Below are 24,517 nucleotides of genomic sequence, written 5' to 3' on the forward strand. Positions count from 1 at the left end.
TCAATCAATTATCAATCCCCAACTCTCAATTATTTATCACTGTTTTCAGCGATTAATTTATTTAAATTATCATCAAATTTCTTCATCGCATCATAACCCATTGATTTAGCACGGAAGTTCATAGCAGCGGCTTCAATGATAATAGCCAAGTTACGACCAGTCCGAACTGGAACCGCAAATCGTGGAATATCAACGCCAAAAATACTTAAAACATCACCAGCATTCCCTAAACGGTCAAATTTAGCATCAGATGTCCATGTTTGCAGATGTAAGTTCATTGCAATCGTAGCGTGTGATCGGACAGCACCAGCGCCATAAAGATTCATGACATCAATAATACCGACTCCACGGATTTCCATCAGGTGATTTAAAATTGCGGGTGCTTCTCCAACCAACCGTTCTTCATCTTGTTGGTATACATCAACACGATCATCAGCAACTAAGCGGTGACCACGCCGAACTAGTTCTAAGGCTGTTTCAGATTTACCAACCCCGGAATCCCCAGTAATTAAAACCCCAAGGCCATAAATATCAACTAACACCCCGTGTACTGATTGCCGTTCTGCTAGCTTACCACCTAAGAAGTACGTCATGTTAGCTAAAATACGTGACGAAGTTAGTTTTGTCCCTAAAATTGGAATTTGCGCCTCTTCGGCAGCTTGGATAATCTCATCAGGAACTTGTAACCCTGTTGAAACAACAAATGCCGGTGTTTCTTTGGACGCCATTTTGCGAGCGATCATTAATAATTCATCATGACTCATCCGTTTTGAAAAAGAAATCTCGGTAATCCCTAGTAGTTGCACCCGATTAGGTGCGTAATAACTAAAGTACCCCGTCATCTCTAAACCAGGCCGTGAAATATCACCCGTTGTAATTATCCGATCTAAAAATTCTGAACCGGCTACAACTTCTAACCGGGTATTTTCAACTAAATCCCGTACCTTAACAACTTCTGCCATTTAATGTATTCTCCTAATTTTCGCGATTAAAATAATTTGAAACAATTGCATTAATTACTGACATAATAATTGCCATTAAAATAGTTGCCCCAAATGATGCAAAATGAAAATGAGGAGTTCCTACCAAGTAAGCAGTTAATTCCAGTAAGAATGCATTAATAATACTAAAGAGGCCCAATGTCATAATCGTGATTGGTAGTGAAATAACTATCAAAAACGGTTTTACAAAAGCATTCAGGAACGCTAAAACAATGGCTGCTCCTAATGCCGCCCAAATACTACTAACGTAAAAAATTTGTGTACTTTGTAATAATCCTGCTAAAGCCACAAAACTAATTGCATTAATGATTACTCGTTGTAAAAATGTCATATATTACTTTTCTTTCCTTGGATTACTTTCATCAAGAACCTCACCATCAATAACAACGGTCGGTTTTTGTCGATCTGTTTTTTGCCGTGTTGCACGTTGCGTATTAGCACGAGTCTTATTCTCAGTATGTGCTTGTTGTGCGCGACTGGCATCTCTTAATTGCGAAAATATATTTAACCAACTACCCACTGGAGCTGGCATCAAAATGGTTGCTAATAAATAAATTAATAACCATGTACCTAACCCAACATGGGCGTGGCTAATAATCGTAACTAATACTACGACTATTAAGAATGCTAAACGAACAATCTTAGCATCAACCTTAAAATATTCGGCAAAGCCGCCCAAAACTCCAAACACAACGCGATTATTTGAACGTCGTAATTTCTTTGTTTGTTTCATTAACTTTTCTATACCTCGTAAACTTAATATTTTATAGCTTTACCATTTAATTTTATCGTATCTAATCGCTTTTTAACACTATAAATACCAAATGCTAAGTAAAGCTTTAGGCAATTTAACCATTCACATCTACTACACCAAACGTGTAATAACCATCCTAAACAATAAAAAATCCCAATCAACTTATTAGCTGACTGAGATTCATTACAATTCATATTAATTAAACAAATGAACTACTATTACCAGGGTTTAAATCAACAATTTTACCTGTCCGTTTGTAAACAATCCATTCAGCAATGTTCGTTACATAATCAGCAATCCGCTTCAAGTGACCCGCAACAATCAAGTAATCCGTTCCTGATGTCGCTAATTCACTGTCACGTTCAATACTTGCAATAACATCTAAACGGACTTTATGTGATAATTCGCCAACATTAACATTGTTAGCCGCAATTATGCTGGCTGCTTGGGCATCATCATTAACATACACGCCAAGGATATCTTTAACCATTTGGCGAGTTTGTTCACCCATTTGGGCAATTGTTTCTTCGATTTCTGCAGAGCGCTTAGTACCTTTAACACGAATTGTCGCTTCCGCAACATCCCGTGCGTGGTCACCCATCCGTTCAAGTTCTGATACCGCTTTTAAGACGGTTACAATTTCACGTAAATCAATTGTAACTGGTTGGTACAAAGCAATCATCTCAAAAGTTTTCTTTTCGATAGCCACTTCACGTTGGTTGATTTGTTCATCAGACTTGATAATTTCTAAAGCGGTTTCGCGATCGTGGTTAACAAAAGCTACTACTGATTTACCAATTGTTTCACTTACAAGCATCCCCATTTCAGTAAAAGATGCATCTAAGTCTGCTAATTCTTCATCAAATAAGCGTCGCATAATAATCTCCTATTCCAGTTAACTAGCCAAAACGACCAGTGATATAGTCTTGTGTTTGTTTTTCTTTTGGATCAGTAAATAATTCAGTCGTTGGGCTAACTTCAATTAAGTTTCCATCCATGAAGAAGGCCGTACGATCAGAAATACGAGATGCTTGAGACATATTGTGCGTAACAATAATAATGGTGTAATCATTACGAATATTCATTAACGTCTCTTCAATTTTATGTGAAGAAACGGGATCAAGTGCACTAGTTGGTTCATCTAGTAATAAGATATCGGGTGAAACTGCTAATGTCCGCGCAATTGAAACCCGTTGTTGTTGTCCACCAGAAAGTGACAAAGCGCTTTTATGAAGAACATCTTTAACTTCATCCCAAATTGCGGCTTGCTTTAAAGATTTTTCAACAATCTCATCAAGTTCAACTTTTTTAGTCTTACCTGCAATCCGTAACCCAAAGGCCACGTTATCATAAATTGAAAACGGGAATGGGTTAGGTTGTTGGAATACCATCCCAATTTGCTTACGTAGTTCAACCGTATCTGTCGTCGGTGCATAAATATTGTTACCTTTAAACATAAAGTTTCCAGTAACGGTTACCCCCTCGGTCAAATCGTGCATCCGGTTAATTGCTCGAATATACGTTGATTTACCTGAACCTGAAGGTCCGATTAAAGCGGTAATTCCTTTTTCAGGGAAATCTAAATCAAAACCATGTAAGGCTTCTTTATCGCCATAGTAAAGGCGCACATTTTCTGTTGTTAAAATTGAATCTGCCATTGTGGCCTCCTATACTACCCGAAATTACCTGAGATATAATCGTTTGTTAACTTAACCTTTGGACGTGTAAAAATCTTACGTGTTTCATCATACTCGATAGCTTTTCCTAAATGGAAAAAGGCAGTGTAATCTGAAATCCGGGCGGCTTGTTGCATGTTATGTGTAACAATCACGATTGTATACTTTTCTTTAAGTTCTAATAATGTATCTTCAATTTGTGACGTTGAAATTGGATCCAACGCACTCGCTGGTTCATCAAGCAATAAAATATCGGGAGTCATCGCAATTGCCCGGGCAATTACTAACCGTTGTTGTTGTCCACCTGATAACGCCAAAGCACTTTTACCCAAGTCATCTTTAACTTGATCCCACAAGGCAGCTTGTTTAAGGGACGTTTCAACAATCTCTTCAAGCTTTGCCTTATCGCGCATCCCACGTTGCTTCAAAGCAAATGTGATGTTATCACGAATTGATTTAGCAAATGGGTTGGGGCGTTGGAAAACCATTCCAATGTGACGACGCATTTCGTAAACATCAACTTCTTTTGAGTTAATATCGATGCCTCGGTACATAATTTGACCTTTAACTGTCGCAACATTATCATTCATCCGATTAAGTGATCGAAGAAAAGTTGATTTACCAGAACCCGAAGCACCAATTAAAGATGTAATCTTGTATCGTTCAAATTCTAAATCACCTTCTGACAACGCTTCATTATCACCATAGAATACATGAAGGTCGTGGGTAGATAACGCAATCTCTGCGTCTTCACCAAAACGATAAATATTCCGTAATGGTGCGTTATCAGTATTTAATGCTTCATTTTCTAACATACTTTAATTCCTTTCAGATTCCAGCGACTAACGAGCTGATGTCAAGCGTTTGTAGAGTACCTTACCTATCCAGCGTGCTGAAATATTGAAGATAAGAACTGCGATAATCAAGACTGCTGACGCACCAGCTGATACTTGAGCAGCATCAGGTTGGATACCTTCAGAGTTGATTTTCCAGATGTGTACAGCTAAAGTTTCAGCTGGACGCATTAAGTTTAATGGACTGGCAGCATCAAATGGATTCCAGTCTGAGAAGTTGAGCGCAGGTGCTGATTGTCCCGCTGTGTAAATCAAGGCGGCGGCTTCACCGAATACCCGTCCAGCTGAAAGGACCACTCCAGTTACAATACTTGGTAAGGCGGCGGGGAAAATAACATGAATAACTGTCTCCCACTTTGAAAGTCCTAAAGCCGCTCCGGCCTCACGTTGTAAATCAGGAATTGATTTCAATGAACCTTCAACTGAACGTGTTAATAATGGTAAGTTGAAAATGGTTAAGGCAATCGCTCCAGAAAGGATTGAGAAGCCAAGTTTTAACTTAACAACGATTAATAAGAATCCGAATAACCCCACCACAACAGATGGTAATGAACTCAAAATTTCAATGGCTGTTCGAATGATTGTTGTAAAAATATTTTGCTTTGCATATTCATTCAAGTAAATTCCGGCTCCCAAAGCAATTGGAAATGAAATCAACATTGTAATAAATAAAAGGTAAATTGAATTAAACAATTGGAAGGCAATCCCACCACCAGCTTGGAATGCTAATGAAGGACTAGTCAAGAAATGCCAACTTAAGTGTGGCACACCGTTAAATAAAATAAATCCAAGTAAACCTGCTAAGAGAAGAATCACTAATCCCGCAATTAAGTATAGGATTGCCGTTGCAATCTTATTAGAAACTTTTGCATTCATTATTTCAATTCTCCCTTCTTGCCAATCAAACGAATAATGATGTTAAATACTAATGACATAAGTAACAAGATTAATGCTAATGTCCAAAGAACATCGTTTTGCATTGAACCCATCACGGTATTTCCGATACCTTGAGTCAAAATAGATGTCAAAGTAGCCGCTGGGCTAGTTAAGTTAGCTGGTAAAATTGGCGCGTTCCCAACAACCATTTGAACTGCTAGGGCTTCACCAAACGCCCGCGCCATCCCAAACACGATCGCAGTTAAAATACCTGGTGTTGCTGCCCGTAAAATAACTTTATAAATTGCTTGCCAACGGGTTGCCCCAATTGCCAATGCAGATTCACGGTAGTAATGTGGCACAGAGCGGAGAGTATCAACTGTCATTGAAGTTACAGTTGGTAAAATCATTACAAATAATACGACTGTCCCGGCTAATACCCCGAATCCTGAACCACCAAAAATATGCCGTTGAAGCGGTACGATCACTGTCAAACCAATGAACCCATACACAACTGATGGAATCCCAACCAATAATTCAATAACTGGTTGTAAAATTCGTGAACCATTTTTTGGTGAAATTTCAGTCATGAATACGGCCGTTCCGATTGCAAAAGGGGTTGCAATAATTGCTGACAATACTGTAATTAAGAACGAACCAACTATCATTGGGAGTGCCCCAACTTCTGGTTTACCATGTGCGTCCGTTGAACTAGGATTCCAAGTCTTACCACTTAAAAAATCCCAGACATTGATTTTATCAACAAAAAATGTTGATAATCCTTTCGATGCGATAAAGTAAAAAATTGAAATAACGATTACAGCAATCAAAATTAATGCTGCCATCGTAATTGACCGCCCAAAACGTTCACGCTTGGTTGCAATTGATGTTTTTAATAAACTTTCACGGATTTGATCCATGAGCACTCTCCTTCTAATTAACCCACTTAAGTACATATTGCTCTTATACGGCACAATTATGTATCAAAAGTCATCTACTAAGTTAGCAGATAATGTAATTTATGTTTGCTAAATTCTAAGTTCTGCTAAATAAACAATAATATTCTATTTCTTTTAATCAACAAAAAAGTCCGTGTCGAAATATTCGCCACGTTTATCTTTTGTATCCTCCCCTGCATAATTTTCGTATATCTAATTTACTTACTAGGTAAGTATACGTAAATAACGTAAATCCGCTGTAGTGGTAATGTAAATGTTTTGTAAATATTCCTGAACGTACTAAAAAAAACGCCTAATCTAGCAACTAATTAGACGTTTAATTTATGTAACACTTAGTTATATTTAATGTTTATACGGTATTGAAAACCACTGTAATCGTGGTCCCCACACCAACTTGACTTTTTAAACTAATTTCACCATTTAACTTAGTAACTAACTCTTTCACAATCGCTAGTCCTAAGCCGGTTCCACTAGCAATCTGTTGGGTTCTTGAGGCATCCCCACGATAAAAGCGTTCAAATACGCGTGGCACTTGCTTACTCGGAATACCAATACCATTATCTTTAATTTCTAACTGCCAGCCCTCATTAATTAGTTGCGCCGTAATCACGACTTTCCCACCATCTTTATTGTACTTAATGGCATTACTGAGTAAGTTTTTAACAATTTGGGTTAGGTAATTTGCTTTTGTATTAACGGCAAAAGTGGTTGGTGTAGCATTAATGACTTGCACTTTTTTATTAGCTGAGATTCTTGACATACTAGTAACCTCATCATCCAACCAAGTTTTAATTTCAAGTGGTTCATCATTTTTCTCATCCCCAACGTCAGCCGTTGAAAAACGCGAAATTGATAACACATCTTCAACTAAATCAATGAGGCGCTTGCTTTCATTGTTAATGATTGTCAGAAATTGATCTAACGTTGCCGGATCATCTTTAGCACCAGCTAGTAGCGTTTCTGCAAAGCCATTAATCGCTGTAATCGGTGTTTTTAATTCATGTGAAGCATTTGAAACAAAATCAACTTGCATCTGTTCCAACTGAACGACTTCTGTTAAATCATAGATGATTATCACAACTTGAAAATGCGTTTTCGATGTTTCGTGATAAACCATTGTAACTTCAAGGTGTTTAATCCCCTCTTCGGTCTCAATCTGAATGGCCTTGCGTTGATCTTGATGGGTTTCCATCATATTTTCAAGCATCGCTGTTAAGGCGTAATGATTGGTAATAATACTGTATAACGCTTCGCCAATTACTAAATCAACGCCTAGTAATTGGTTGGCTGCGGCATTCATAATCTTAATTTTTCGATGATGGTTAACAACTAATACCCCTACTGGCAAGTGCTGAATTAATGTTGATAATTCACCTTCGCGCCGACGTAACCAATAAACTTTATTACTTTCAAATGATTGCACTTTATTAATGGCGTTAATCACATCATAATATGGATCACCCTTGTCTAACAAAATATGACTAGGATTTTTTTCGGCAGCAATAGCTTCCAATTTTTCCGTCATTGCATTCAAATATGTCTGCCGTTGCGTCACAATCATCGTATACATGCAAATTTGAATAATCGTTAAAACAATGCTGGCAATAATTGCAACCCACACAAAATTCAACTTCAGCATCGTATCTAAAATATGCACCAAAATCAACACAATACTAATATTAATACTTAATAAAACAGTGCTAATTAAAATAATTCGACGCCATACTTGCTTTTGCATGGCTTAATCCTTCTTAACTACAAATTGGTATCCAAAGCCACGGACCGTTTTTAAAATCTGCGGATTTTTTACATCCACCTCTAATTTTTCACGTAAGTGTGAAATATGAATATCCACCATCCGAGTTTCACCCGCATAATCATATCCCCAGACGCCACTAAGAATTTCTTCACGACTAAGTACCCGGTTTTTACGTTCAACTAAAAATAGTAAAAGTTCAAATTCTTTCGGGGTTAAATTAATATCATTGCCTTCGATAGTTACTGATTTACGATTTTTATCAATTTGGACGCCTGAGAAACGTAAAATTGCACTACTTTCACCTTTATCACTTGTTGCTGCCATTTCTTCATAACGTCGCATTACCGCCTTCATTCGGGCTAAAACTTCACGTGGACTGAATGGTTTCGTAATGTAATCATCAGCACCAATTTCTAACCCCAAAACCTTATCGAATTCATCACCTTTGGCGGTAATAATAATAATTGGCGTCTTCACTTTTTCTTGGCGTAATTTTTTAGTGACATCAATCCCATCCATTCCAGGTAACATTAAATCTAATAAGATTACATCATACTGATTCGTTCGCCCAGCTTCAAATGCTTGTAAACCATCATTTACAACTTGCACTTCGTAATTTGCTTGCTTTAAATTATATTCGAGCAATGTTGCAATTGCCGGTTCATCATCGACCACCAAAACTTTTCGCATTCCTAAACCCTCACAGATATATATTTACTATAAGTATACCAAACTAATAAAAAAGCGATACATCAACTGATGTATCGCTTTTGTAAATGTTTTGTAAACATAAGTTTATTCTGGGTTTTGTAAACTTAATTTCCATTGTAAGTACGCCATAATAAACGGATCGATATTTCCGTCCATGACCGCTTGTGGATTACTTGTTTCAAAATTCGTCCGATGATCTTTAACCATACTATACGGGTGGAATACATACGAACGAATTTGTGATCCCCAACCATTTTCCATTTGTTCACCCGCAATTGCGGCCCGTTCTTGTTCCTTTTTTTCCATTTCTAATTGATACAACTTTGATTTCAACATCGCTAAGGCCGTATCTTTATTTTGGAATTGTGAACGTTGTGCCTGAGATGCCACCACAATACCAGTTGGAATGTGTGTTAATCGTACAGCGGAACTAGTTTTATTAATATGTTGTCCCCCAGCACCAGATGCCCGGAAAACGTCCATCTTGATATCATCCCAACTAATATCAACTTCGACACTATCATCAATTTCTGGCATAACATCGATTGACACAAATGAAGTGTGCCGGCGACCAGCTGAATCAAAGGGTGAAATACGAACAAAGCGGTGGACCCCTTTTTCAGAACGTAAATAACCATACGCATTGTATCCTTTGATTGCTAGTGTTACCGATGATACACCGGCTACGTCATCGGGTTGATAGTCCATGACTTCAACTTTGAAATCATGTTGTTCAGCCCAACGGGTATACATGCGAAATAAATTCTGACCCCAATCAGCAGATTCTGTTCCACCTGATCCTGGGTGAATTTCTAAAATCGCGTCGTTAGCATCATATGGCTCATTTAATAATTGTGCAAGCCGATAGCTTTCAAGTCTTTCTTCTAAAGCCACAATCTCAGTGTCTAACTCTAGTTGTAAATCTTCATCTGGTAATTCTGCTAATAATTCAATTGTGGTCCCAATGTTATCAACGCCATCTACTAAGTCAGTATATTCATCCCGCCGTTTTTTTAGTTGATTGGTTTCATCAATCACCTTTTGTGCTGCCTGATTATCATTCCAAAAGGCACTTTGGCTCATTTCATATTCATTTTCAGCAATCTGACCATCCAACGCATCTAAATCTAATGACTCACCAAATTTAGTAACTTCTAGTTGCATGGTTTCGAGTTTTTTCTTTGCTTCACTTAATTCCATTAACTAATAACCTCCTTTTATTCACATTTTTTATATTAAAAATCGCATGATTCATAAAACGAATCATACGATTTCCGTACTAATTACATTGTTAAGTTTTGACGAATTTCAGCTTTCATGAATAAACGAGTTACGTCATATTCAATATCTGCGATCATTTCCTCAAACATCCGGAAACCTTCTGATTGATATTCAACCAACGGGTTCAATTGACCATATCCACGTAAACCAATCCCTTGACGTAATTGATCCATCGCATCAATATGATCTGTCCAGTGGCTATCAACAACACGTAAAATAACAACTCGTTCAAATTCAAGCATTTGTGCTTGTTCGTAAAGCAATTTAGCCTTCTCGTTATAAATACCGAGAGCTTTTTGATATAGGTAATCAATCAATTGTTCTTTACCTTTACCACCTAAATCGTTAAGTGACAATGAATCTTCCGGCACAATAACTGATGTAGCAAAATCAACAATCGCATCTAAATTCCATTCGGCTTGTTTACCAAACGTATGCGCATCAACAACTCGAGTAATAGTCCGCTTAACCATTGGTAATAATACGTTCTTTAAATCTTTGGTTTCATCAATAATTTGATTACGTTCACGGTAGATAACTTCACGTTGCTCACGCATAACATCATCGTACTGCAAGACATTTTTACGTGAATCGTAGTTATTACCTTCAACTCGTTTTTGAGCTGATTCAACTGAGCGTGTAATCAAGCGATTTTTAATTACGGCGTCATCATCTTCAAGGTTCATACGTTCCATAATGGCCCGAATTTTTTCACCACCAAAACGTTGCATCAAATCATCTTCAAGTGATAAGAAGAATTGTGAATATCCTTTATCACCTTGACGACCTGAACGCCCCCGTAATTGATTATCAATCCGCCGTGATTCGTGACGTTCAGTTCCGATAACCGCTAAACCACCTAATTCAGAAACTCCAGGTCCAAGCTTAATATCAGTTCCCCGACCAGCCATGTTAGTCGCAATAGTAACGGCCCCACGTTGGCCAGCATTAGCAATAATTTCAGCTTCTTTTGCGTGGTTTTTGGCGTTTAAGACATTATGTGGAATGTTCTCGTTATCTAGTAAGTGCGCTAAATATTCTGATGTTTCAACAGCAACTGTCCCAATCAAGATTGGTTGCCCTTTACTGTGTAATTTTTTGACTAACTCAACCACTGCATCAAATTTATTTTTCAATGATGGGTAAAGTAAATCGGCTTCATCAAGACGCGCAATTGGCCGGTTAGTTGGAATTGAGATAACTTCCATATTATAAATTTCACGGAATTCTTCTCGTTCAGTTTGTGCAGTACCAGTCATACCTGATAACTTCTTGTACATCCGGAAGAAGTTTTGGTATGTGATATTCGCCATCGTCTTGTTTTCATCTTGAATTTCAACATGTTCTTTGGCTTCAATAGCTTGGTGTAAGCCATCTGAGAAACGACGACCATCCATAATCCGACCAGTAAAACTATCAACAATCATAACTTCATCGCCAGAAACAACGTAGTCCTTATCTTTTAACATGATAAAGTTAGCACGTAAACTTTGATCCAAGTGGTGTGTTAATGCTGTGTTTTCAGCATCATACAAATTATCAAGATTAAAGAAGTCTTCTGCTTTTTTAATCCCAGCATCTGTTAACGTAATTGTCTTAGATTCTAAATCAACCTTATAGTCATCTTTAACTGTCAATGTTTTAACAAAGCGGTCAGCACGTTGGTATAAGGCAGTTGTTCCAGATGATGGACCAGAAATAATCAACGGTGTTCGAGCTTCATCAATTAAAATTGAATCAACTTCATCGACAATTGCGAAGTTCAATGGTCGTTGTGAACGATCTTCAGGATCTGTCACCATGTTATCACGTAAGTAATCAAAGCCTAATTCAGAATTAGTTGAGTATGTGATATCAGCTTGATAAGCAGCCCGTTTTTCTTCAGGGCTCATATCAGATGCATTAACACCAACTGATAAACCAAGCCAGTTATATACTTCACCCATTTCAGCGGCATCACGTGCTGACAAGTATTCATTAACTGTCACAACGTGCACTCCGTTACCAGAAATTGCATTCAAATACACCGCCATTGTGGCTGTCAAAGTCTTACCTTCACCAGTGCGCATTTCGGCAATGTTACCTTCATGTAAAACCGTTGATCCCATAATTTGAACACGGAATGGAAATAATCCTAAAACCCGTTTATCCGCTTCACGAATTGTTGCAAATGCTTCAGGTAATAACTTATCTAAAGATTCACCTTTTTTGTATCGTTCTTGATATTCGGTTGTTTTAGCCTTTAATTCTTCATCGCTCAATGCAGCCATTGCATCAGCATGGCTTTCAACCTTGTCAGCAATTTTGCCTAGTCGCTTTAAATCACGGGTATCACTTTCAATCCATGTGCGTAAAAAGTTAGCCATAAATCTACATCCTTCTTTTCAATTCTATTTTCGTTTGAATATTGATACTTAGTTAAAATACTCCAATATATATACTATCAGAAAGTATGCAATGATTAAAGAAACTGACGGTAAAAAAACTGATTTTTTATCCTATTTAATAATGTCTTTATATAACTGCTCGTTATTTTCTAACACCAAAAAAATAGCCAGGAAAATTTTATTTCCCGACTACTTTATTTTTTATCTATACCCAATTAATAACCAGGGCCATTTAAATTTTTAATTAATCACGTTCAGCTTCAATCAAACCATATCGACCATCGGCCCGACGATAAACAACATTCACACGTTGATCTTCATCTTCAAAAATAAAGAATTCATGGCCAAGTAGTTCCATTTGAAGCACTGCTTCTTCAGAATCCATTGGTTTCAATGAAATGTGTTTGTTACGAACAATTTCTAATTTATCTTCTGCTTCAACTTCTGCATCGACAGTTTCACCAACAAAATCTAAACCTTTATATCCTTTTTCACGTGACTTACGGTTAACCTTAGTCTTGTGTTTGCGGATTTGACGTTCTAATTTATCAACCACTAAATCGATTGCTGCATACAAATCAGTCTCTGTATGTTCAGCCCGTAACGTTAGGTATGGCAATGGAATTGTCACCTCAACTTTAGCGGCTTTTTCTGGGTAAACGCCCACTTTTACATGTGCTAATGAATCTGTTGTGTCATCTAAGAAACGGTTTAATTTTTCTAAACGTTTTTCAACATATTCACGAATAGCATCTGTAACCTCAATGTTCACACCACGTACATCAATTTTTAACATAATAAAAATCCCCCTTCGACTTGAAAGATATAACTTTCAAGGTTTTGGTGTTAGCAAATATCCTATATCCGCTTACCTTACTATAATTATAAACCATATTTACATAAAATGTAAACGAATTCACTTTATCGACACAAAGTATAACTATCTATTTGTTGGTTTGTAAATGGTGCTAATAACTCAACTGCTTGGCGAACCGTTGTCCCCGTTGTATAAATATCATCAATGAGGATAATTTTTTGATTGCTTATTTGCGAAATTAATTCGTCATCAAGGTAAAACGGCTGCACACTCTGAACCCGTTGCCATCGATTACGTTGAGCTTGTTTTTGATTTAGGGCTGCCTCTCGCACCTGTAAAATTGAAATCAACTGGATTTGCTGCCGATTAATCAAAGCGGTAACTTGATTAAAACCGCGTTCCGTATTTTTAACCGGAATCGGTACATACACAACCGCCCCGGCGGATTGCAAAAAATTGGTAAACTCGGCTTTAAAAAGCTGCGCTAGTTCAATATCATAGTGATACTTATACGCTTGCATAAAGCCACGCATCGCATCGTCGTATTGTAACAGAGCACGATTAATGAGTGGTTGCCGGTTAGCTTGCCACCGTAAACAATCACTACATACATCACTATTAGTCTGTTGTCGGTAACATGTCGGACAATGCATTTCATCAATATAAGTAAATTTTTCACGACATTTTTGGCATATTTGCGGGTTTTCCAAGCTCTTAAAACTTAAAATATCAATAAAAGATAATTCTAATGTTATAAATTCACTGCAAAATTTACAATTCATGTTTATCTCCTTTACGTGCTTGATAATTCAACCAATTAATTGTTATTTGTGCCAACCAAACTTGCCAGCTTGGTTGACTAACAATTGCTAATACTAGGCCTGTCGGTCGTGATACTTTTCGCCCAACACGGCCAGCAATTTGAATCAGGCTGCGGCTAGTGAAATTTACATGATCAGCTCCTAAAATAATTACATCAATATCCGGTAAAGTTACCCCCCGTTCCAAAATTGTTGTAGTAACTAAATATTGAATTTGCTGTGCACGCATTAATTGAACTTTTTGGATGCGTTCTGGATCTTGGGCAGATACCCCCATTACTTTAAGGTTCCCAAAACGTTGTTGAATTGCTTTTTCAACTAATGCTACCTCACGAATGGTTGGCACAAAAATTAAACATTGTTGTGCTTGACCGTTGTGTTTAAGGTATTTAGCTAAAACTGGGGGTAGCTGATTGTTTTTAATTAATTGTCGCCATTTAGGTACTACTACCCGCTTTATCGTTGGTAACGCAAAGCCATGAAATCGTGCTGGTAAGTAACTTCGATGGCAAAATGTCAGTAAATGACGGTAACTGGGGGTAGCAGTCATGGCAATTAAACGGCCATTTTCTTTAAGTGCCAACTTGGGAACATATTTAAGCATTGCATTATTTGCAAATGGAAATGAATCGATTTCATCAATAATCAGCAAATCAAATGCCGCTCGAAAATTAATTAGTTGATGCGTTGTACAAATTACCAACTGTGAATAACGATAAGGTTCTTTAGCTTTACCGTACAATATTGCCGTTGAAATTGTTGGAAATACGGCTGTAATCCGTGGTACCAATTCTAATATGACATCAATTCGGGGGGCCGCAAGACAGATTCGTTGTTGTTTGTGTAATGCTTGGGCAATTATTGGAAATAAAATTTCCGTTTTACCTGCACCAGTCACCGCCCAAATCAAATGATTTTGTTGATGACTTTGGATTTCATTAACCACACGTTGCTGGGCTGGTGTTAACGTCCCGTCCCACTGCCATCCTGTAAATATTGGAAAAGAATTAGGCTCGGCAATCGTTACTAACATCTGCTTTGTTGTGAGCCGGCCAAATTGTAAGCACCACCGACAATATTGTTCCCCATTTGGCAGCTGCCATTGACGTGCCACCTTATTAAAACAGCGTTGGCACCTTTTATTTTTAATTGCTGGTATGCCAATCAATCGAGGTACTTGGTTAGCATCAAACTGTTCCTTACCTATCACTAATAGCCGGCCATAAAAATTACTCATCTGCATTTTGCTTCTCCATTTATCTCTTGCTAAAATAGATATAGATAACAACATACGTATTTTGTAATAAAATAACCAACAGGGAGAGAAAAATGCTCCAATATTTAACAATTAAAACAGATTATAGTTCTGAAACCGTCATCAAAAAATCACGTTTCATCGCTAGTCTTAAACGGATTACATCTGAAGAAGAAGCTTTAGACTTTATTGCCCAAACAAAAAAAATGCATAACAAAGCAAATCATAATTGTTTTGCTTTTATGTTAGGTGATCAAGATCAAATTCAACGGGCTAGTGATGATGGTGAACCTAGTGGTACGGCTGGTGTGCCGATTCTTGAAGTGCTCAAACGTAATCAAATTCATGATGTATGTGTAATTGTAACTCGTTATTTTGGTGGTATTAAACTTGGCGCTGGTGGCCTGATTCGAGCATACGCTGGTAGTGCCGCCAATGGCATTGATGGTGTTGGCTTAGTTGAACGTTTATTGATGCAAACTGTCGAGCTAACGATTGAATACCATCAATTAGACTCGCTAACTTATTGGTTAACCCAAAATAACTATCCCACACCCCAAATCGAATATAGTGACGTGATCACCCTAACTTTGCCTGTCAAAGTAAGTGACTACGCTACATTTACTAAAGCTGTGACAGAAGTCCTTAGCGGTAAGGTAACGTTAATTGATGGTGGGCAAAGTTTTCAAGAAATTGCCTTTCAAAACAAATAAAAAGCTCCCCACAAATTATGTGGAGAGCTTTTTTAATTGAGTATTTTAAGCTAAGTTATATCGATTAATTACTTGATTGCTCCGGAAGCATCACGAGTAACCTTCATGTCTGAAATTGGTAAGTAACCAAGTTTCTTAACAAGACCGTTTTGAACTGTTGGTGAAACCATGTACTTCAAGAATGCTGCAGTAGCGCCCTTAGCGTCACCCTTAGTGTACATGTGTTCGTAACCCCAGATCTTCCATGCGTTAGTTTCAACGTTGGCATCTGTTGGCTTAACATTGTCAATTGAGACAGCTTGCAATTTAGCACCTGTAAGGTATGAGAATGCTAAGTATGAAATTGCACCTGGTGTAGTTGAAACAATCTTTTGAACAGTACCATTAGCATCTTGTTCTTGAGATGCCTTTGGCTTTGCACCCTTCAAACCAAATTGTTCGAAAGTAACTCGAGTACCTGAACCAGCAGCACGGTTAACTAGTACGATTTTTTGATCAGCACCACCGACTTCTTTCCAGTTAGTAATCTTACCAGTAAAGATGTCGATTAATTGTTGTTGTGACAAGTTAGTAACTTTAGTGTCCTTATTAACAACTGGGGCCATACCAACTACGGCCACCTTGTGATCAACTAACTTACTTGCATCGATGCTCTTACCTTGTTCAGCAAAAATATCAGAATCACCGATTTGAACAGAGCCAGCCGCTACTTGTGAAAGACCAGCACCTGAACCACCACCTTGAACTTCAACAGAAGCCTTTGGGTTGTCATTTTGGAATTGTGCACCAGCTTGTTCAGCCAATGGTTGAAGGGCAGTTGAACCAACAGCAAGAACCTTACCGCTAACTTCGCTTGAGCTTGAACCTGACTTAGCTGAGTCTTTTGAACCAGTGTTTCCACATGCAGCTAACATAAATGCTGCTACTGCTACTGTGGCACCCAATGTGACGATTTTCTTCATAATATTCATACTCCTTTAGCACTTTTAGTGCAAAATTAATTAATAGCATACTTTAGTAAGCAAGTAAGACGAATTAACTTATGATAAGTTTCGTACAAATAAGTACGGACATGGTAGGTATTAACATTGTCGCACTTGATTACATAAATAAATATATAGCAACAATGTAAACATAATCCACACTTTAAAGTATTGATATTGTAACGAATTGTAAATGTACCTTTACAATTAAAAAAGCAAATGCCGTTAATTTAGGCATTTGCTTTTTGTATCGTGTTCATTTTTACATTAAGTGTAAGTTTATGCTAAGGCACCCATTGGATCCCATGGTTGTAATTCAGTTGGCTTTTCATTATATGCTTCAACTAAGTTAGTAGGTAAAAATTCTTTTTTAATAACGACTTGATAGCAGTATTCACTCATCCAATCATCAGACATCGTGAAGTAACCCTTATTACCAATCTTGTCACCCCATGAATTTTCAACCTTCCATTTAGTTGGTTTACCATCAACTAAATCAACACCGGTTAAAACCATCGCATGGGTCATCAAACTTTCACCATAATCTAGTCGTTGCGCTTTAGTCATTGAAAAATCAATATCAAATAATTCATCTTCACGATGTACGCCCGTTGCCATCAACCCATTATCTCGTTCAGTTTGTGGTCCCATATCAACCCCAAACCAAACAGATTGACCAGCTGATAATTGCTTAATTGCCAATTCCTTAAATGTTTCAATTTCAACATTTAAGTGTTTTACTTCACGTCCACCGATTACGTTTCCAAGCATTTCTACTGAATAAGTATGGTTGTATGGTTTATCAGCTGTTGGTGCATTGATAATTGATACATATTCACCTAAATCCCAGCCAATGTATTTATCATAAAAGCTTTGTGGTGTTAAGTTTTGATCCAAGTGATATTCCTTTTCATCATCTCGGTACTCAAAATCAAACGCAACTGGTGGTTCACCTAATGTCAAACTTAGGAAACGATAAATCTCTTGTAGCATATTTTCCTTAGCGCTTGTAACTTCAGTTGATGTAGCACCACCATTAATCAAATCCCGTAATGTCACTGCATCTTTACGTAATTTCAAGTTTAACGTGCTATTTAATTCACGAGATGCTGATGAAGCTTGGGCTTCTGGATAAACACTTTGAGGCACAACCCCGTATTTTTCAATAAGGGCTACAATCATATCCCATTGGCCACCATCTTGTTGTGGCGTTTGTAATAAAAAGCTTACTTTGCGTGAAGAAAGTGCTTGGTCGGCAGTTTTAATAATATTTTCATAGAAGTAATTTGCCTTTTCGAATTTATCCCAGAAAAATGTGTAATTTTGTGAAAGTTCAAAACCATCAGGAAACTTGAACAAATCTTTAACTTCATGCCGCATTGTATTAAGGGCGGCAAACATCCAGCAACGACCAGATTGCTTTTGATTAGCGACCTTCCCCGTTGCTAAATCAATTGAAAAAATAGGGGTATTATCAATAATCGTTTGGGCGTCTTGCGCACTGGCATAAATACCATTTTTAGTTACAGTACGACGAATTACAGCCGTACCTGGCCGTTGTGCGGTATCTTTACGATAATCATTAATTTGTTCTTGTGAAATTGCTTTTGTCATTTTCGAACCTCCAAAAAAGTATATCTTCATCATACGCCTTTTATTAAAGAAAGTTAATTACATTTTAATTCAAAAGTCATTTTTATAAATAAAAAACGTCTGGTTTCCCAGACGTTTTTACTTAAAACTGGCTTTGTGCCATCATTTTTTGAATTGAAACTGAAATTTTATCCATTTCAACTTCTTGAATATCACCTGATGCATTAAATGCTTCTAAATCAACTGATTGATCTTCAACATTTAATGCATTTGTCATTTGACGACATGCAGCTGCATAGTTAGCATAATGCTTCTTCAAGTTAACATACATTCCCATCATCTTGATTGGCGCATTAACACTTGCCAAACGTGTAACATTAGCTTCATATACTTCCGTTGCATCGTTGAATTCAGCAACAATTTCTTGGAAAGCCGCTTTATCCATACTTGCAAGTTCATTAGCTTGTAAAGCATTGTCTAATTTTTCATAGAATGGGGCAACATTTTGACCAGTTTGTTCAGTTTCTTCAACTACTGATTGTAAGGTAATTGCGAACTGCTGAATTGATGCGTTTGATTTTTTAGCCATTGACTGACTCCTAATTATAAATATTTTATCCGTTAATCTAAAAACGGTCTTGGTCTATTATACATTAAATTTAAGGTTAGGCGGCAGTTAACCACTAACTAACTTTACATTTTATTACCAAAACGCCGTTGACCAAATTTTACAATTTCAACTACCGCAATCATTAAGAATGCTGCAACACCAATTGTTCCCCATTGTAAAGCATCAAGTGGCGTTACGTGGAAGACCCCATTCAAACCAGGAATAAAGACCGTCGCACTGAGTAATACCGCTGCAATCACAATTGACCAGTTAAAGAATTTGTTTTTAAACGCTCCAATTGTAAATACTGATTGATAAACTGACTTAGTTGAAAAAGCATGTACTAATTGGAGTAGCCCTAGAGTTACATACGCCATTGTTAAGGCATCCGCATGCGCTAAAGCATCATTAGCGTGCACGGGGAAGGTAATTCCAATCCAATATACCCCTAATGTTAATAGTCCTTCTAAAAGTCCCTGATACAAAATTGCCCCTTGAACGCCATTAGATAAGAAATTAGCTAATCGGCCGCGAGGTTGTCGTTGCATGACTTGCTTTTCCGCCGGTTCCACTCCTAACGCAATCGCAGGTAAGGTATCCGTAACTAAATTAATCCATAGGATATGCACCGGTGCTAGAATACTCCAACCCATCAACGTCATAATAAACAGTGTTAACACTTCCCCTAAATTGGCTGATAAAAGATATTGAATTGCTTTTTGAATATTAGCAAAGACTTTACGACCTTCTTTAACAGCTGAAATAATCGTTGCAAAGTTATCATCTGCTAATACCATATCCGCAGCCCCTTTCGACACTTCGGTACCGGTAATTCCCATTGCAATCCCAATATCAGCATTTTTTAACGCTGGGGCATCATTGACACCATCCCCCGTCATTGCCACAACTTTACCTTTAGCTTGCCAAGCTTTGACGATTCGGACTTTATGTTCTGGGGCAACCCGTGCATAAACCACATATTGGTCAACTTTTTGCATAAAGGCCGCTTCATCTAATTGGTCTAATTCGGCACCAGTTATAACTGCATCATGATCAGCAGCCGTTAAAATACCTAATCGTGTGGCAATTGCCGCAGCTGTATCGCGGTGGTCTCCTGTAATCATTAATGGTTTAATACCAGCAGCTTTAGCGGCGGCAACCGCATCTTTAACCTCTGGCCGTTCAGGATCAATCATCCCCACTAACCCAACAAAGATTAACTCATTTTCAACGGCTGCTGAGGTTAATTCCGTTGGAATTGTAGCACTTTTACGATATGCAAATGCTAAAACACGTAGCGCTTGCGTCGCTAATAAATGATTTTGCGCTAAAATATTATCCTTATCTGCGTCAGTTAATGCGACAACTTGGCCATTAATCAATATTTGGCTAACCCGTTTAAGTAATTGATCTGGTGCTCCTTTTACCGTAATTACATAGCCATCAGTTTGTTGATTAATGGTTGTCATTAGCTTACGTTCTGAATCAAATGGAATTTCAGCTACGCGCTTTTGGGCATTAAACAACTCTTTTAGGCCACGATTATGTTTTTGATTAAAGCTAATTAGGGAGGTTTCAGTTGGATCTCCAACTAATTGGCCATCAATTATTTTAGTATCATTATTCAAAGCCATTACATCAGCTAATACTTCTGCATCAGTATTCAACGGTGTTTCACTCTCAAATATTTCATTTGTAACAAAATATTTTTCAACCGTCATTTTATTTTGAGTTAAAGTCCCGGTTTTATCAGAACCAATGATTTCTGTAGCCCCTAACGTTTCAACTGCCGGTAATTTACGAATCAGGGCATGTTGCTTAGCCATGCGAGTTGTGCCTAACGCTAATGTTATTGTAACAATTGCTGGTAATCCTTCTGGAATTGCGGCTACGGCTAAAGCAATTGCAACGAGTAACATATCGATCCATGTGTGTTGATGGTTAAGCATCCCGACAATAAACACGATTACCGCAATTAATAAAATGAGCCAAGTTAAGGTCTTACCTAAGTGCCGTAAATTAGCTTGTAAAGGGGTCTCATTAACTTTGGCCTGCGTTAACATGGTTGCAATTTGCCCCACCTCAGTTGCCATCCCGATACCGGTAACAATCCCTTGACCACGACCATAAGTCACATTACTATTCATAAAGGCCAAATTAGTACGATCACCTAATGGTAAATCTTCCCCAGTTAACGCTTCGATATCTTTTTCAACCGGAATTGACTCACCAGTTAACATCGCTTCATCAATTCGCAATGATGCTGATTTAGTTAAGCGTAAATCAGCTGGAACAATATCACCAGCTTCAAGTAAGACAATATCACCCACGACCAATTCACTAGCGGGCACTGTTTGGGTTTTACCATCCCGAATCACATGTGCTTGTGGAGCTGACATCGTTTTTAAAGCGGTAATGGCTTGTTCAGCTTTAGCTTCTTGAAAAACACCAAAAATCGCATTTAAGACCACTACTAATAAAATAATTAATGTATCGACCCCTTCACCCGCAAACGCTGCTACAAGTGCCGCTACTAGCAAAACAATAATCATTAAGTCTTTAAACTGACCAATAAATTTTTGAAGCAGCGTTGTATTTTTTTGTTCACTTAAGGTATTTTCACCATATTCTACTTGTCGTCGTTTAACCTCATTCACACTTAAACCGACTTTCAAATCACCTTCTACCGCTGTTGCTACCTTTTCAGGCGTTTGTTGATAACTTTTTAACTCCATGTCCATCCCCTTGATTTTCTTTTCTGCACATAAAAAACGCACAACTACCAGTTATGGCAATTATGCGTTTCGAGTTTACGAGTTAATATTCAGCTTATTAACTCACTTATGCGCAAAAATGCCAACATAAATGAGTCTCACCAATTAAGAATATTGCCGGAATTGCTTCTTGCTGACGACAACATCACATAATAATATGCAGGTTACTCCCTCATATATTTATCTTATGAACCATAGTATACACTAATTAAGCAAAATTTAAAACTTTAAGCTTTACTTAATTATTTTTTGTACCAATTATCAAACACCGTGATCGGTAATTGGCGTTTATGTTCGGTCTTAGTGTACCAACCTTCAATAATCGTAGCAGTTTTCTCGGCTACTTCACGTCCTTCAAGATAATCATCAATATCAGTATAAGTTACTCCTAGTGCAACTTCATCAGGTAATGATGGTCGATCCTCTTCCAAGTCAGCTGTTGGTACTTTCAAGTATAAGTGTTCAGGGGCGCCTAATGTAGCTAACATTGCTTTCCCTTGACGCTTATTTAACCGATAGAGCGGAGTAATATCAGCCGCGCCATCCCCAAATTTAGTGTAAAAACCTGTAATTGCTTCAGCAGCATGATCAGTCCCAATAACAGCCCCACTCGTTGCCCCCGCAATTGCAAATTGGGCAATCATTCGTTGGCGGGCTTTAATATTACCTTTGTTGTAATCAGTTATTTCAATCCCATCATTTGCTTCCAAAGCAGCCACAGTTGCATCTGTAGCTTCTTTGATATTGATTCGAACGGAACGATCAGCCTTCTGAAAGGCAATGGCGTCCATTGCATCGCTTTCGTCCGCTTGTTCCCCATATGGTAACCGTACGGCAATAAACTGGTACGTTTGATCACCAGTTTCTTCACGTAATTCATTAATAGCGATTTGAGCTAGTTTCCCGGCTAAGGTTGAATCTTGGCCACCACTAATCCCTAAAACCAATGTTTTCAAAAAAGGATTATCAAGTAAATAGTCTTTTAAAAAATCGACACTTCGGCGAATTTCAACTTGAGGATCAACAGTTGGTTGTACCCCTAACTTTTCTATAATTTCCGCTTGTAATGCGCGCATATTAAACTTCCTCTTCTAACTTAATTTCTAATGCGTTAACGTAATTACGGACATCATGAATCATATTCATCTTGTGATCATAGGCACGTTGTGACAAGTCAACAGGATAGTCTTGAGGATTCAAATCACGCCGGTATTCTTCCCATAAACTTTCTAAACTTTGAGCTGAATAAGCTTTAATTTCTTCAAGCGTTGGTTGATCGTACACTAATTTACCATCCTTAAAAATATCAACTAAGATTGGACGGGCATTAAAATCAACGACTTCTTTTGAAATATACGTGTAGTTAGGATGGAACATATGAAGTGATTTTTCATGTTGGGGATCTTCATCCCATAATGCAATGTAATCACCTTCAGATTTACCATCGGTATTACGTCGAATACGCCAAACTTGTTTTTTACCTGGTGTTGATACTTTTTCAGCATTATTTGATAACTTAATTGTATCAACCATTTGACCGTGTTGATCTTCAATTGAAACCATTTTATACACCGCTCCAAGTGCTGGTTGATCATAGGCAGTAATTAGCTTTGTTCCAACACCCCAAACATCAATTTTGGCATGTTGCATCTTCAAGTTCATAATTGTTTTTTCATCTAAATCATTAGAGGCAAAAATCTTGGCATTTGGAAAACCAGCTTTATCTAACTGCTTACGGACTTGTTTTGAAATATAAGCCATATCACCAGAATCAATGCGGACTCCAACAAAATTAATCTTATCACCCATCTCTTTAGCAACTTTAATCGCCGTTAAAACACCTGACTTAAGTGTGTCATAGGTATCTAGTAAAAATACAACATCTTTATGGGTTTGTGCATAAGCTTTAAACGCTTCATAATCATTTCGGTAAGTTTGCACTAATGAGTGAGCATGTGTACCAGCAATAGGAATACCAAATAATTTACCCGCGCGAACATTACTTGTGGCATCAAATCCACCAATATATGCCGCCCGTGTTCCCCAAATAGCAGCGCTCATTTCTTGAGCCCGGCGTGTCCCAAATTCCATCAAACCGTCATCTTGTACAATTGAACGAATTCGGGCGGCCTTAGTCGCAATTAAAGTTTGGTAATTAATAATATTCAATAACGCCGTTTCAACTAATTGGGCATCAGCTAAACAGGCTTCCACTTGAATGATTGGTTCATTTCCAAACATAACTTCACCTTCACGGGCGGCCCGGACCGTCCCTGTAAAGCGCCAATCTTTCAGATATGCCAAAAATTCAGGGCTATAAGTTCCCAATGAAGCCAAATATTCTAGATCGCTAGCACTGAAATGTAATTTTTCAAGGAAATTGATAATTCGTTCAAGCCCCGCAAAAATTGCGTATCCATTCTCAAATGGTAGCTTACGGAAAAAAACTTCAAAAACGGCTTGGCGATTTTGAATTCCTTGTGACCAATAAGTCTGAACCATATTAATTTGATACGCATCGGTATGCAACATTAAACTATCATCAGGATATTTAAATTCCATTGTATTGTCCTCTTCGTCTGCAATGATTTAACTATAATTATAGCACTTGCCCCCTATATTTAACGGAAATAATCCCTATTTGTGATTAATCTTTTAATTTCAATAAAATTGCATTACAATAGATATTTATC

The 24,517-nt window shown here is 37.7% G+C and carries 22 protein-coding genes; 1 reads left to right on the forward strand and 21 read right to left on the reverse strand.

Annotated elements, in window-relative coordinates; genetic code table 11:
• Positions 1–29 precede the first annotated feature (29 nt).
• The 15 genes from hprK to LQZ75_RS04200 all read right to left on the reverse strand — a co-directional run bounded on the left by hprK (position 30) and on the right by LQZ75_RS04200 (position 15,139).
• Positions 30–962, reverse strand: a complete 933-nt coding sequence (hprK, locus tag LQZ75_RS04130; RefSeq protein WP_230096593.1) for an HPr(Ser) kinase/phosphatase — start codon at positions 960–962, stop codon at positions 30–32.
• A gap of 13 nt (positions 963–975) precedes the next feature.
• Positions 976–1,332, reverse strand: a complete 357-nt coding sequence (locus tag LQZ75_RS04135) for a phage holin family protein (RefSeq protein ID WP_230096594.1) — start codon at positions 1,330–1,332, stop codon at positions 976–978.
• A 3-nt stretch (positions 1,333–1,335) separates the two neighbouring features.
• A complete protein-coding gene (locus LQZ75_RS04140; RefSeq protein ID WP_230096595.1) occupies positions 1,336–1,734 on the reverse strand; it encodes a PspC domain-containing protein in 399 nt (132 codons plus the stop codon).
• A 220-nt stretch (positions 1,735–1,954) separates the two neighbouring features.
• Entirely contained in the window at positions 1,955–2,632 is a 678-nt protein-coding gene (gene phoU, locus LQZ75_RS04145) for a phosphate signaling complex protein PhoU (RefSeq protein ID WP_230096596.1), read from the reverse strand.
• Between the two features lie 22 nt (positions 2,633–2,654).
• Positions 2,655–3,413: a phosphate ABC transporter ATP-binding protein PstB gene (pstB, locus tag LQZ75_RS04150; protein WP_230096597.1), complete on the reverse strand. Its 759-nt coding sequence runs from the start codon at positions 3,411–3,413 to the stop codon at positions 2,655–2,657.
• A 14-nt stretch (positions 3,414–3,427) separates the two neighbouring features.
• Complete coding sequence (pstB, locus tag LQZ75_RS04155) at positions 3,428–4,246, reverse strand: phosphate ABC transporter ATP-binding protein PstB (RefSeq protein ID WP_230096598.1); 819 nt, start codon at positions 4,244–4,246, stop codon at positions 3,428–3,430.
• A gap of 27 nt (positions 4,247–4,273) precedes the next feature.
• A complete protein-coding gene (pstA, locus tag LQZ75_RS04160; protein ID WP_230096599.1) occupies positions 4,274–5,161 on the reverse strand; it encodes a phosphate ABC transporter permease PstA in 888 nt (295 codons plus the stop codon).
• Complete coding sequence (gene pstC, locus LQZ75_RS04165) at positions 5,161–6,081, reverse strand: phosphate ABC transporter permease subunit PstC (protein ID WP_230096600.1); 921 nt, start codon at positions 6,079–6,081, stop codon at positions 5,161–5,163. The genes pstA and pstC overlap by 1 nt, the downstream gene beginning before the upstream one ends.
• Positions 6,082–6,469: 388 nt before the next feature.
• Entirely contained in the window at positions 6,470–7,858 is a 1,389-nt protein-coding gene (locus LQZ75_RS04170) for a sensor histidine kinase (protein WP_230096601.1), read from the reverse strand.
• Positions 7,859–7,861: 3 nt separating this feature from the next.
• Positions 7,862–8,569, reverse strand: coding sequence for a response regulator transcription factor (locus tag LQZ75_RS04175; protein WP_230096602.1), 708 nt, complete (start codon positions 8,567–8,569; stop codon positions 7,862–7,864).
• 105 nt (positions 8,570–8,674) lie between these two features.
• Positions 8,675–9,790 carry a peptide chain release factor 2 gene (gene prfB, locus LQZ75_RS04180; protein ID WP_230096603.1) on the reverse strand — a complete coding sequence of 372 codons (1,116 nt, stop codon included), beginning with the start codon at positions 9,788–9,790 and terminating at the stop codon, positions 8,675–8,677.
• A gap of 83 nt (positions 9,791–9,873) precedes the next feature.
• On the reverse strand, positions 9,874–12,237 hold the full coding sequence (secA, locus tag LQZ75_RS04185; protein WP_230096604.1) for a preprotein translocase subunit SecA: 2,364 nt from the start codon (positions 12,235–12,237) through the stop codon (positions 9,874–9,876).
• 265 nt (positions 12,238–12,502) lie between these two features.
• Entirely contained in the window at positions 12,503–13,054 is a 552-nt protein-coding gene (gene hpf / locus LQZ75_RS04190) for a ribosome hibernation-promoting factor, HPF/YfiA family (protein WP_230096605.1), read from the reverse strand.
• 125 nt (positions 13,055–13,179) lie between these two features.
• A complete protein-coding gene (locus LQZ75_RS04195) occupies positions 13,180–13,857 on the reverse strand; it encodes a ComF family protein (RefSeq protein WP_230096606.1) in 678 nt (225 codons plus the stop codon).
• The gene (locus LQZ75_RS04200) at positions 13,847–15,139 is read right to left on the reverse strand and encodes a DEAD/DEAH box helicase family protein (protein ID WP_230096607.1); all 1,293 of its coding nucleotides are present in this window, start codon (positions 15,137–15,139) and stop codon (positions 13,847–13,849) included. The genes LQZ75_RS04195 and LQZ75_RS04200 overlap by 11 nt, the downstream gene beginning before the upstream one ends.
• 86 nt (positions 15,140–15,225) lie before the next feature.
• Here LQZ75_RS04200 and LQZ75_RS04205 point away from each other — a divergent pair, with 86 nt between their 5' ends.
• A complete protein-coding gene (locus LQZ75_RS04205) occupies positions 15,226–15,864 on the forward strand; it encodes a YigZ family protein (protein ID WP_230096608.1) in 639 nt (212 codons plus the stop codon).
• A 68-nt stretch (positions 15,865–15,932) separates the two neighbouring features.
• Here LQZ75_RS04205 and LQZ75_RS04210 read toward each other — a convergent pair whose 3' ends face one another.
• The 6 genes from LQZ75_RS04210 to LQZ75_RS04235 all read right to left on the reverse strand — a co-directional run bounded on the left by LQZ75_RS04210 (position 15,933) and on the right by LQZ75_RS04235 (position 24,386).
• Positions 15,933–16,826: a phosphate ABC transporter substrate-binding protein gene (locus tag LQZ75_RS04210; protein ID WP_230096609.1), complete on the reverse strand. Its 894-nt coding sequence runs from the start codon at positions 16,824–16,826 to the stop codon at positions 15,933–15,935.
• Positions 16,827–17,126: 300 nt separating this feature from the next.
• Positions 17,127–18,461 carry a C1 family peptidase gene (locus LQZ75_RS04215; protein WP_230096610.1) on the reverse strand — a complete coding sequence of 445 codons (1,335 nt, stop codon included), beginning with the start codon at positions 18,459–18,461 and terminating at the stop codon, positions 17,127–17,129.
• Positions 18,462–18,582: 121 nt separating this feature from the next.
• The gene (locus tag LQZ75_RS04220) at positions 18,583–19,029 is read right to left on the reverse strand and encodes a hypothetical protein (protein ID WP_230096611.1); all 447 of its coding nucleotides are present in this window, start codon (positions 19,027–19,029) and stop codon (positions 18,583–18,585) included.
• A 104-nt stretch (positions 19,030–19,133) separates the two neighbouring features.
• A complete protein-coding gene (locus LQZ75_RS04225) occupies positions 19,134–21,785 on the reverse strand; it encodes a cation-translocating P-type ATPase (protein ID WP_230096612.1) in 2,652 nt (883 codons plus the stop codon).
• A 281-nt stretch (positions 21,786–22,066) separates the two neighbouring features.
• A complete protein-coding gene (gene nadE, locus LQZ75_RS04230) occupies positions 22,067–22,900 on the reverse strand; it encodes an NAD(+) synthase (RefSeq protein ID WP_230096613.1) in 834 nt (277 codons plus the stop codon).
• 1 nt (position 22,901) lies between these two features.
• On the reverse strand, positions 22,902–24,386 hold the full coding sequence (locus LQZ75_RS04235; RefSeq protein ID WP_230096614.1) for a nicotinate phosphoribosyltransferase: 1,485 nt from the start codon (positions 24,384–24,386) through the stop codon (positions 22,902–22,904).
• Between the last annotated feature and the right edge of the window lie 131 nt (positions 24,387–24,517).

This window comes from Periweissella fabaria (assembly GCF_918814575.1).
GTDB classification, from domain to species: Bacteria; Bacillota; Bacilli; order Lactobacillales; family Lactobacillaceae; genus Periweissella; species Periweissella fabaria.